At 52.5% G+C, this 11,812-nt stretch carries 10 protein-coding genes; 6 read left to right on the forward strand and 4 right to left on the reverse strand.

The features are described from left to right. Positions 1 to 534: 534 nt before the first annotated feature. Positions 535 to 840 carry a flagellar biosynthesis anti-sigma factor FlgM gene (gene flgM, locus ACRXB1_RS18560; protein ID WP_449492814.1) on the reverse strand — a complete coding sequence of 102 codons (306 nt, stop codon included), beginning with the start codon at positions 838 to 840 and terminating at the stop codon, positions 535 to 537. A 577-nt stretch (positions 841 to 1,417) separates the two neighbouring features. Between flgM and ACRXB1_RS18565 the strand changes: the two genes are divergently transcribed. The 5 genes from ACRXB1_RS18565 to ACRXB1_RS18585 all read left to right on the forward strand — a co-directional run bounded on the left by ACRXB1_RS18565 (position 1,418) and on the right by ACRXB1_RS18585 (position 5,626). After that, the gene (locus ACRXB1_RS18565) at positions 1,418 to 1,825 is read left to right on the forward strand and encodes a hypothetical protein (RefSeq protein WP_062173352.1); all 408 of its coding nucleotides are present in this window, start codon (positions 1,418 to 1,420) and stop codon (positions 1,823 to 1,825) included. Then, positions 1,822 to 2,343, forward strand: coding sequence for an RES family NAD+ phosphorylase (locus tag ACRXB1_RS18570; protein ID WP_062173350.1), 522 nt, complete (start codon positions 1,822 to 1,824; stop codon positions 2,341 to 2,343). The genes ACRXB1_RS18565 and ACRXB1_RS18570 overlap by 4 nt, the downstream gene beginning before the upstream one ends. Positions 2,344 to 2,703: 360 nt before the next feature. Continuing rightward, the gene (locus ACRXB1_RS18575) at positions 2,704 to 2,940 is read left to right on the forward strand and encodes a type II toxin-antitoxin system ParD family antitoxin (RefSeq protein WP_449492815.1); all 237 of its coding nucleotides are present in this window, start codon (positions 2,704 to 2,706) and stop codon (positions 2,938 to 2,940) included. After that, positions 2,937 to 3,275: a type II toxin-antitoxin system RelE/ParE family toxin gene (locus tag ACRXB1_RS18580; RefSeq protein WP_449492816.1), complete on the forward strand. Its 339-nt coding sequence runs from the start codon at positions 2,937 to 2,939 to the stop codon at positions 3,273 to 3,275. The genes ACRXB1_RS18575 and ACRXB1_RS18580 overlap by 4 nt, the downstream gene beginning before the upstream one ends. A gap of 1,313 nt (positions 3,276 to 4,588) precedes the next feature. Then, the gene (locus tag ACRXB1_RS18585) at positions 4,589 to 5,626 is read left to right on the forward strand and encodes an isocitrate/isopropylmalate dehydrogenase family protein (protein WP_449492817.1); all 1,038 of its coding nucleotides are present in this window, start codon (positions 4,589 to 4,591) and stop codon (positions 5,624 to 5,626) included. A 393-nt stretch (positions 5,627 to 6,019) separates the two neighbouring features. Here the strand turns inward: ACRXB1_RS18585 and ACRXB1_RS18590 are convergent, their stop codons facing one another. Beyond that, positions 6,020 to 7,156, reverse strand: coding sequence for a sensor histidine kinase (locus ACRXB1_RS18590; RefSeq protein WP_449492818.1), 1,137 nt, complete (start codon positions 7,154 to 7,156; stop codon positions 6,020 to 6,022). An 861-nt stretch (positions 7,157 to 8,017) separates the two neighbouring features. On the opposite strand from ACRXB1_RS18590, the gene ACRXB1_RS18595 reads away from it, so the two are divergent. Then, entirely contained in the window at positions 8,018 to 8,362 is a 345-nt protein-coding gene (locus tag ACRXB1_RS18595; protein ID WP_449492819.1) for a response regulator, read from the forward strand. 214 nt (positions 8,363 to 8,576) lie between these two features. On the opposite strand, the gene ACRXB1_RS18600 is transcribed toward ACRXB1_RS18595, so the two are convergent. Then, the gene (locus tag ACRXB1_RS18600; protein ID WP_449492820.1) at positions 8,577 to 9,722 is read right to left on the reverse strand and encodes a CAP domain-containing protein; all 1,146 of its coding nucleotides are present in this window, start codon (positions 9,720 to 9,722) and stop codon (positions 8,577 to 8,579) included. A 1,386-nt stretch (positions 9,723 to 11,108) separates the two neighbouring features. Next, positions 11,109 to 11,812 (reverse strand): AAA family ATPase (locus ACRXB1_RS18605; protein ID WP_449492821.1); only part of this gene is annotated, 704 nt, incomplete at its 5' end.

Here is an 11,812-nt window from a genome sequence, read left to right on the forward strand (position 1 = left end):
ATCCATGATCAACTCCCAGCGAAAGCGGAGCTTCAGCATGGACCGAATCGAGCCCTCAGTGCGACATTTCTATTTGGCTCAAGTACGACATTACTACTTGGGGCCTACAACTAGAACGTTGATAATTAACATTATGTCAAATTAATACGTCATGAATTCACCAAACGTACGGTCGAACACCGCGCGCACGGTCGCATATCCGTTTCTTTGTTCGCCCGACATTAACTACCGTTCATAGTCTATGCGAACCAAAGCCGTAGCAGTCACTCTGTATCAGCCGCCCCTACCTCTAGCACTGACGCTCTGCCACTCGTTCCCATTGCATGAACTTCGAGCCCGGTCACAAGGGAGGATCGGTTGGCGTTCGAAGAGTGCACTTTGGCCCAGGGCTTCCCGATTTCTCGACGGTTCCAATGGTGATATTCGCTATCAGCAGCATTGGATTTGCTCAAACATCCCAACGAGCACTAAAACGACATCCCCGGCGAACGCTTTCGCTTAGCAAGGGAAATCGCTCGCTGAGACGAACTTCCATCAATGCGACTGCGTCTTCATCAGTTCGCTAGCGCTGCTCAGCATACCGCTAGCGATATTGCCCGAGTCGATTCTATAGGTGCCGTCGCGAAGTGTGGCCTTGATCGATTCGACCTTCGCCGTGTCGATGTCCGTCGCGCCCGTCGCGCCCAGATCCGACAAGGACGACAAGCTCACCGTCGAGCTTGTTACATCGGCTGCGCTGGACTGCTGCACCGCGCCTGCGCTCTGCACCTTGCTTCTGGCGGCGACACGCGGTTGGTTGGTCTGAAGTGCTGCGGGGACGTTGCTGGAATTGATCTTCATGGTGCGCTCCTTGTTCTGTTGAATCCTTTAACGGATCTTGGCTCGAAGTCTTAACCATGGCGAAGGGCGCGGCCTCACCCTAAACCGCCGCAAACACATACGTGGCGAGCTTCCCGGCGAAATGCAACAAATTGAAACAAAGTGTGAGAAATCCCACATTACGGCAGTTGGCCTTGTAAAAGGTACAATTTTTACCAAAGTGCACTTTCGGTTCGGCACTTTTTGCTTCGTATCGAGATGAGCGTTATTTGCAACTCGAAGGGCTGAGTGCCGCTAGTTATAGACCGGTTCGACCTTAGCCCGTATCAACTAAAGCCATGCAGCCAAGCATCGCGCACTGTACGGGTGCCTCGACTCGAAAGGTGCCCGAGCCACACAAAGGCCAGCTTTACCTATGTCAAATATGGCCCTGCAAATGTCGAGGTCGACTTTGCAAAGCTCACGCGATCAATGAAAAGAAATGGCTGCTAGATCCCGTAGTTCAGGGCCACCACATGCCCATTGCTTGCCTTCGGAAGCAGCGCGAAACTGCGAAGTTGTGCTAGTATTGTGCAAAATAAGTGCACAAGGCGACGCTATGAACTCAAATGCAGATGCGACCGTTCCCGGCGCAGACGTTGGTTTTGATCGATTTATGGCGTCGTTGCGTGACCCAAACGACCCCGCACCGATTGTGTCGGCCCGTCGATTCGGCGAGGCTTTGCATATTGACTTGCAGACCCTGGCGCAGCAAGCGCACGTGCACCGAAATACGATCAGCAGGCAACCTGCGTCCGAAAGCGTACAACGGTTTCTTCGCGATGCCCTAAGGGTGATCCGCGCGGCGACTGATCTTGCAGGCGACGTCTCGAAGGCGCTTTTTTGGTACAGAAACGAACCCCTCCCCGTGTTCGACTATAAAACCGCCGAACAATTGGTATCCGAAGGTCGGGCCGACGATATCATCCGTTTCGTTGCATCCCTCGAAACGGGCGCGGCGGGATGATTTTTGCGAACCTGTTTAACGTAACCGTATATCGGATGCTCGTCCCGAAGTGGGCAGTCGCGCCGATGAGCGGCGCTGGAGCAGGAACGCATGGCGGTCGTGCGAATCGTGTCGGACTCAACGCGCTTTATCTCGCATTGGATCACGACACTGCCGTCAGAGAGTATCAGCAACTCTCGTCCTTGATGCCACCAGGGACGCTGGTTAGCTATAGCCTCACGGCCACCCCTATAGTCGATTTCACCGGTGGATACGAGAGTGGCAAGTGGTCTCCTTTGTGGGAGGATTTTTATTGCGATTGGCGCCACTGCTGGTTCAATGAACGGATCGAGCCACCCAGTTGGATCATCGGCGATGAGGTCGTCTTGAGCGGCGCCAAAGGTATCCTCTTCAAATCACGACTAACACCTAACGGCACGAATCTCGTTCTGTACACAGAGAATTTCGACCCAACCGATCGTCTCGACGTTTTCGATCCGCACAATGCACTACCGAAGAATCAGTCGTCGTGGGGTTGAACTTCGTACAGCATCAGAAACGTCCATCGTGCGCCCTAGCCTCTTATGAGTTGAGGGTAGATCCCTTAACGTCGAGAGGCCGGCGGCAGTTTGATGGCAGCTGCCCATGGCTGCTTAGTCCGCTAGGGCTGATACGCACTCCCGATGATCATAAGGTTATGTAAGATGAATCGGCATGAATTGACCATACGTACGGTCGAACACCGCGCGCACGGTCGCATATCCGTTTCTTTGTTCGCCCGACGCCAACTACCGTTCATAGTCTATGCGCACCAAAGCCGTAGCAGTCACTCTGTATCAGCCGCCTCATAACACCGCATCACTTTGGCAAAATTTGCCAAAGCGTGCTAGAGTTGCTTTATGACGACTATGAATATTTCCCTACCGGATTCGCTGAAGGTCTACGTCGACGAACAGGTTGGCGAGGGCGGGTACGGCACGAGTAGCGAATACGTCCGCGAACTAATCCGAAAAGACCAAGATCGCAAGCGTCTGCGCGCAATAATCCTGCAGGGCGCAACGTCCGGCCTAGCCGCCCCTGTTGATGCCGACTACTTCGAATCATTGCGCGCTCGCGTGCTTACTTCTCGCAAATGAGGGCTAAGCCCGTCATACCGACAAGGCTAGCCAGGCAGGACATGGAGGACGAGGTGACGTACTACCTCGTAGACGAAGGCTTGGAGCAGGCTGCGCTCGGATTCATCGCGAAGATCGAACAGGCTTACCAGCGCCTCTCCAAGCACCCGAACATCGGGTCTCCCCGTTACGCGTACGAGCTGGGTATCCCGGACCTGCGGTCGTGGCAACTGGATCGCTATCCGCACCTAATCTTCTATATTGAGCGCGAAGCTCATGTGGAAGTCTGGCGCGCGCTAAACGGCAAGCTCGATATTCCGGCTTGGCCGGAGAGCAACGACGATGAGACTCATTGACAGCCTCTGCATGACACCAGGTCCATGAGGAGCATTCACGCACTTCCCCCTTTTGCCGCCCCATCGTGCACGGACATTGCATCTAACCAGCAGCCCTCCCGGCCATGCGCAGACTGTCACCTCGCACCTTGGAGGCACCATATATCCGAATTTGTGCAGCGGCCCGCTGCACAAATTGATAACCCGCTCGCCTTGATACGCATAGGAATGCGAACTAAATTTTGATCATTCCTTTTATGTGAAGTTCAAAAAAGGCTCGTTATTCGGTCACGTCACTCGTATCATGCGGAGCCAGCTCATCTGCTTGGTCCGGTGATCGCTGACTTTGGCACGAACATCACCTGTTTCAAGGCGGTGGTCACGGATCATCCGTTGCTTTAACCGGCACGTGCCCATCAACGACATCTCAACCCGGGCAATCGTACTGAACACCGCGGGAGCGGTTGTTTAATCCTCTGGTTGCGATGCAATGTCTGGAATACCTGCGCCTCCGCCCGCGTAACTTCGATCCTATACGGATTACCCGCCCCGTCGTTCAGTCGATAAAGGCGCGAACTGATTTTTTTGAACCCCACACCCTTCTTGTCGATGGCAGATCGCCAGCAATGGATACGACTCATGGCAAGGAGCAGTACATTTGCAGACTGCGCGAACGATCAGGATAAGTTGTTAGTTGATCTGAATCAAACGGGAAAAGCACGATCTTGCTACTATCATAGTAGCCGCTGGGTTTGGTTCAGAAATAATACCCTTGATGAAAGCTTGCGCCGTGAAGGACAGATACCGCGGCCCCACCCGGTCGTCATGTCGCAACACGGACACGGATGTCGGCAATGACAAGCTTTTTCTTATCTGCGGAGCCTCACACGGCCGAAACGTATCGACCAAAACAATCGGCGCCATCGGACGATGGCTAGCATTTATCCCAGGTGCGGCTAACGCGGAGATTCTTTGCCTTGGTACAGCCCGTTCCCTACCAGCTGCAATTGAATATGCTCGTTTGGTCGGATCCGCTCCTTCCCCTGCGCCCACGCCGCAACTGCGGGTGGGCACTGCTCGCCCATGGCTGAGCTCACCCTGTCACGCTGGCAGCCTACACTCGCCGCTTTTTCCTGCGACACTGACTTGTGTGAGGCTGAGCATATTTCCAGAAGGTGCTTGCTGACCATTCTGAACTCACGCTGCAAACTCTGACAGAGCAGTCGCAACACTTCGTTGATATTCCGCTCAAGGCAGCACGAAGCCGAAGCACCGCTAACGCGTTGACAGAGTCACCCGTGGCATCCGATTCCATCTCTACGGAACAAACTCAAATGGAAAGCACAACCATATACCCCATTCCCGCGACACTCATCCCCGGAGATGGTATTGGGCCCGAAGTTGTTGCAGCCACAGTCAACGTCCTGGATGCCCTCGGCTCTCCTTTCGTCTGGGAAATTCAACAAGCGGGCATCGCGGGAGTCATGGATTGTAGCGACTCACTGCCAGTGAAGACACTCGAGAGCATACGTAAGACCAAACTCGTACTAAAAGGGCCGTTGACGACGCCAATCGGAGACGGATTCCGATCGTCTAACGTTCGCCTTCGTGAGGAATTTAATCTTTTTGCGAACGTGAGACCCGTAAGTACACTCATTCCTGGACGCTACGATAAGGTCGACCTAGTGCTAGTCCGGGAAAATTTGGGGGGATTCTATGTTGCGCACGAGTACTACATCCCAGTCGGTGACGATCCCAAAGCAGTTGCGGTTGCGACTGGAGTCAATACACGCGACGCCTGCATAAAGATCGCAAGGTTTGCGTTCGAATACGCCGTAAAGCACGGCAGAAAGAAGATCACGATTGTCCATAAAGCGAACATTTTAAAGGCTCTCACGGGGTTGTTTCTCGACGCTGCTCGAGAGGTCGCCGTAGAGTACAAAGATCAAGTTGCAACGGACGACATAATTGTTGACGCTTGTGCGATGCAGCTCGTGCTGAACCCTTGGAAGTTCGATATGCTCTTATGCACAAATCTGTTTGGAGATATTCTCTCGGACCAACTTGCGGGGCTAGTGGGCGGTCTTGGCATGGCTCCAGGTGCCAACTTCGGCAGCGACATCGCGATATTTGAAGCCGTTCATGGGTCCGCTCCTGACATTGCAGGCAAAGGAGTCGCCAATCCAATCTCCGTATTGCTGGCGTCAGCTTTGATGTTGGAGCATGTGGGACTGGGTGAACTCGCGAGCCGATTGCGAACTTCGATCACCACAACACTAAGGACGGACCGGATTAGTACTCGTGATCTTAACGGAACTGCGTCGACGGCCCAGTTCTCCGAGGCAGTGATTCGTCGACTTGCGACAACGTAGCGAGGGTAAGTGCCGAAAGTTCATTTAAGCTGTCGGCTGTGATGTTTAGTGCACCGCAACCTTGCAGCAGCCGAGCGGCGATTCATATCTTGAAAGCCGGAACGCTGTCTCCGTGCGGTCGGCGATACATTGCTTTGCGGTACCTAGAGTCACGTACTATGGCGAAGTAGCGTAGGCGCCTGAGCTGCTATACGAATATGAAGATTTTCACCGTAATGTACATCCCATGGAAGAGGAAATCTACACTATCACGGGTATATTTAACCTCGAAATTAATAAAACCGCACCACACTCCGTGAGCTACGCTGTACACCAACCGATTTCTCTTCCGACCTATTGCACGGGTACCGGACCGAGTCGATTAACGGTACAAGATCTTCGTCGAAAACCTTTCTACTTCGGCGTCATTGCATATCGAGGCAGGCTGACCGTAAAGACACAGCCTTTATTGGCCTCGTCTCGCACACTGAGAGTCCCGCCAATTGACTCAACGCTACGCCGGGCTATGGAAAGGCCGAGGCCAAGGCCAGATTTGTTAATTCCATTCTGAACAAACGGTAAAAACATCCTTTCCGCGGATCCGCTTGGCAATCCCCCGCAATGATCCTTTACATCTATGAGTATTCGGTCGGAGTCTGCATAAGCGTCTAATGTCACTTCGGTATGCAACCGTGTAAATTTAAATGCATTTTGCAATAGATTTATTACTGATGCATAAAGCAGATCGCGGTTTCCACGAATGCCCAACCGAGAATCAACATGAGAAACGGTAAATACGCATCCGCTCACGGTCGCCGCCAAATCTGCCGATTGCCTCACATCAGCAATAAGGTCCGCCAGCGAAAAAATGATGGGTCTAGAGCTTTTTTCAGCGATTTTTCTAACTTCACCCAGCGATTGGTCGACGAGATCAGTGAGAGAGTCAAGACTACGCTCCAAAACGGTCCCCGTGGCACCAGACAAACTTAGGTTGCCAGCTTTGGCGGCCGCGAACGCCAGCGTTGCCGTACCAAGAAAATTTCGCAGTTCGTGTGAAAAAAACCCCAGCCGCTCGTTCATTTCGATAATCTTGTCACTTGCCACGGCTACGTCACGCTGGTAACTAAATTCAGTAACGGCGTCAGCGATAGCATTGTCAAGGCACCGATTAAGTGTTCGAAACTCATCTACCAAGAAAGGAGCGTCGCGTTCGTATGCAAGGTCCGTAATTGCTTGACACAGATCGCCGTAGTCATGAACGACTTGGTCAACTGAAAACCCAAGATCCAGCAGCGTACGTCCGTGAAGCGCTGCCGACACGCCCATCTCTGACAGCGCCGAAGTGCCATCCGACGGGCCGGAGATTTTTCGGCTCTCCATCGGATCGATCGATTGCTCAATACAAAGCGTTCGAATCAATTGGTCCAAAAAAGTAGGGACTCCGTCCTGAAGTTGCTGCGCCGTCGCTGCCCGCTCGGGTCTCCGCGCCACTTTTATTCGGCAACGATCGATCAGATCACTTCGATTGTTGGTAAGGAAATCATGCATCATGTGCAGCACCTCCTAAAGAATACTTGTGTATGCATAGCATCACCAACATACGGCCCTGGCCGTTGAGTTCACGAATGCCCTTCGGTATGCCCCTTTTAATCGGCGGCGCATACAGAGGCAAAAGGCATCTCCACAGTTCCCTTCTATCGATGCTCAGACAAAAACCAATCGAACAAGCCGAGCCCAACACTTTATATAGGGGCGGTCCAGATCAGCAGTGGACGTAAACTACTTGAGCGCAGCGGTAAACAGAAATAATTTCAATCCGTGGAGCGACTACCATTCGCCTCTGCTGGTCTACTCCGCATCCGTTCGTCACGACGATACAAAACCGAACATAAACTGCTTAGGCACGCCCTCAACGGGTTAAGATATTTTTTAGCCTGGCCTGGAAACGCCCACTCTGACCGCTGCAAGGCAGCAGATAGACGTGTCCAGAACCGATTGCTTCCGGTGCCTCTGGTGCCCATCTGACTGATGGACACCACAACTGTTTTTTCTAAAAAAGCATCAATAGGTGGCGCAATTTGTTAGCCAGCAAAAGGAACAAATAAAATTTAGTGTACTCGCTTTCTGTGACCCATTTATCTCATTTGAAAATTGATGAATTTGAACTGAAGATACACCACCTATATCGAAACGAACATGTAAGATTCGCGTTATTCATCTGGAGTTTACGAAATCGATACCGCAATAAATGCTTGAGACAGGAGATAAACCATAAAAAAATTATGGCCGCACGGATTTGTCATCATCGATCGCTCATCGAGAGTGTTAATATTTTGAGTTGTACTCCCATCGGATGTTTGTTTAACTGAAATTGATCTAGGTAGTCGGTATCAAGACCCTTAGGAGAGTAAGTTGAAGGTACTGTTCGTTGACGACCAGAGAGATTTGGCGGATATGATGGCGGACCTTGCCTCAGGGTTTGGTCACGAGACGCAATGCGCCTACGATGGAGCAACTGCTCTGGTACGTACCTCGCACGAAGTGTTCGACGTTGTAATTCTGGACATTTCCCTGCCTGACCTTGATGGGGAAGAACTGTGCCGGCTGATCCGAAAAAGTCGATCCAAAGAAGCACAGGTGATCGCACTTACTGGACATCGCGATCTCAGTAAGCGTGCAGATCTTTCGGTCTTCGATGACCGCTTTCTCAAACCGATCACTGTTCGACAACTACGTGGGATCCTGGATCGCTCCTAAATCGCACCGATTGGCACGACACAATTCTCCACGCTGACTTTGGAACCTGCGCTCGAGAAATTGAAATCTGCAAAGACGTCTTGAAGACTGTCACTACGGTCTTGGACCGCTTACTACTTTCCTCGATGCAACGACTGCCGTGGCTTGCAAGCTCCCTAGCATTTGCACCGCGTCCCGTCTCCCCTGTTTTACTCGGGACACTGAGAAATTGCGGTCAGTGGCCGCCACCAAAGGTGACATGCTGGAGGTGTGCTGACGCCTCCCCCGTGGTGAACTGCCAAGTCAAATTCATCGGAGCTTTGTCACGTGCACCAGAGAATTTCGCCGTGTAGGTCGTATTCGCGATAAGCGGAGTGCAAGGTAACAAAAAGACAACGCCGTCAGCGAGCAGGTCGTTTGGATCGACGATGGCGGTCATCACGGAATTAAGCTTCGCGCCTCTCGAGATCAAAATATGAGCGGGAATTACGAGACCACGGGTAGAGTCTTCAAGAGTGAATTTTGCGACGGACAAAGTATTTTGATCCTGCGCATTTACCATGACCATGATCGGCCGACCCAGGGCTGAAGGTCCGAATCCCAAGTGTGGCAATTCAGGAGCCATAGTGAGTAACACCTGGGTCTCGCCATCGTAGGGAACGTGAACCACTGCAGTTGGAGGTATCTGCTGGCCGCCGCTATAAATGCCCGTGTTGGGTCCCGGCGCCCCTTTTACCCCTCCCACAGTCCCGAACTCAGTTGCGCAAACGTAGATCGGATACGTAGCGCTTTCCGAAACGAAACCAAGTCCAATGGACTCCTGATTTTTTAAAAGCGGTACTAAATGATAGACTGAATTAATAGCCTGCCCGATGCAGTCGCGCGCGTAATCGGCAGGGTCCGGCTGGTGACGCCCCGCCGCGATGATTTCCCCTACCCACTCTTTCATCGCGACGCCCGCCTTGCGGGCGCGCGCGAGCGGTGTGTCAGCATAGTAATTCGGAAATCTGGACACCTCGTTATGTGACAACTCAGTGAGTCCGCCCGATGCGAGATTTGAAGCCAGATACGACGCGTGAGCCTGCGCCGCTGTGTCGAGCCGAGGATCTTGGCGAAGCTTTCCAACATGGACTAAGAAACGATAGGCGTTGACTAACTCAAATGCTTTCGCTTGATAGCTTGCTGTCTCGTAGGTTGGGGCCCGGACGCTACCTTGCAATGCGCGCCGATGGCTATAAGACTCCCGCTGATGGATCGTATTGTCGTTGATTACGGACTGATTTGCTGCTTGAAATGAATCATGCTTGCCGAGCCCGGTGCACGCAGCAAGCGAGATCGAAAATATGGTCAAAATTGTTGTAGTTGCGTTCGTCTTTTTCATCGAGAAAATATTGCCTGGCAACCGATCTATAAATTTGCGACCGACGAAAACGCGCTACGCGCTGTCGCAAGCGGTACTGTTCATTGAGATTGCTTACGCACGCCCAAAGCCCATCGACAACGGTTACACCGAAAGAAGATAGCCGATAGAGCGAAGCGTTGCCTTCGACAGGCCCGTCTCTCTAACACACTAGCTTGGTCTGATTTTTTTTGGATCAAACTGAAATCCTCCATGTCTCAACAGACCTACCCAACCTTCGCGATCAAGAATTGTCGTCAACAGACTGTCGGTTAGGTTAAGTTGATTTTCGAGCGGCGACGACTGGTCTGGCTGTAGTTCTGGTGTTTACCAACACTCGAACTGCGCCATCGAAGGCGTGCAGCATCCCCTCGTGCGGATCGCTGTTTGTGCTGTGTTCGATTGGAACAAGGCTGTAGTCCTGGGTTATCAAGTCAAGCCGCGTGTCGTAAAGCTGGACTTTAGCGGTGTCGCGAAATGCTTCAATTGCAAGATGGCACCCTCTAATGAGTTTGCCAAATGGAGCTAGCTTGAGCAACTGAACGGCTGCGTCCGACTCAATTTCTGGAGTTCCAATAAATCCCAAATATCGTATTTGCATTCCAACGGCCATATAACCCCCACCCAGGTATATTTGTCCAAGCTCGCTATAGCTTGATTTATGCTCATAACGTTCGACACGTGAGTACCCGCGACGCGTCGATCTTAGACGTTTAGAAGTAGCAACCCGCGGCCGTATTCGAGGTACTCGTTGTGAACAGCTGTCTCCCCGTGTTTCGCGGCGACCGAGGCAATTGCCGCTACCTTGACCCGCTCCCAGAATTCGGGTGTGCACCAGTAAGATAGAGGTGGTACTCCCTCTCCGCTTGAGTAATGAGTCCGGCGCACCTTGCGAACATCCATGCGGGAGCGCCGTCACTGTTGTACATACCGCGACATAGTCCTTTTATTCGGATCGTCGAATCGCCGATGGCATCACCCGCGACGGTGCGGGACGCCCACATATAAAGCACTCCAAATTCATGTGGACGACCTGTCTCAATATTGGTTTGGTCTGCGCGACGAATGTTTGTCGCTGAATGGCGCACAACGAATTCCAGCGTCTTTTGCCATGCGGTGTCGCATGCCGCACGACCCACACACTTTATTGACGCGTCATCGCGAGCTTCGTCCAAGGCAACGTCGTATCGCTGAATGGCGCCTGGGGACCTGTCTGTTGTGCATGCACAGAGAAGCGCTGCAGCAATCCACCATAAAAGTATTTGTTTCATGTTTTTCGGCTACTAGCTCGTCCCGTTGTCTCATTTGATTGAGCAGCTAGAACATCCCCCCGCGATAGCGATTCAACCGATGTATTCCTCTGCTTCATCAAGTTTTCGAAGTACCTTGATCGAACACAAATCTCCCTTCTCGGATATGGACACGGATCTCATCTTTGGGACCGAATGCTCCTGCGAGGATAAGTTTGGCCAACGGATTTTCGATTTCTTGTTGGATCGCGCGCTTTAAAGGCCGCGCGCCGAACACCGGGTCGTAACCCACCTTGCCGATCAACTCCAGCGCTTCGTCCGATACATCCAGCTGCATCTCCAGCTTCGCGAGTCGTTCATGCAAACGCTGCAACTGGATCTTCGCGATCGACTGGATGTTGCTGCGGTCGAGCGAATGGAACACGACAACGTCATCGATACGATTCAAGAACTCCGGCCGGAAGTGCAGCTTGACCTCTTCCCACACGGCATCCTTCACCGCTTCGTGCGGCTCGCCGACCATCGACTGAATCACGTGCGATCCAAGATTCGATGTCATCACGATCACCGTATTCTTGAAGTCCACGGTGCGCCCTTGGCCGTCGGTCATGCGGCCATCGTCGAGCACTTGGAGCAGCACGTTGAACACGTCCGGATGCGCCTTCTCGATTTCATCGAGCAGGATCACGCTGTACGGTTTGCGCCGCACGAGCTCGGTCAGATACCCGCCCTCTTCATAACCGACATAACCCGGGGGTGCGCCGATCAAACGCGCGACGCTGTGCTTCTCCATGAATTCGCTCATGTCGATACGAATCAGGT

Source organism: Caballeronia sp. M23-90 (assembly GCF_053574605.1).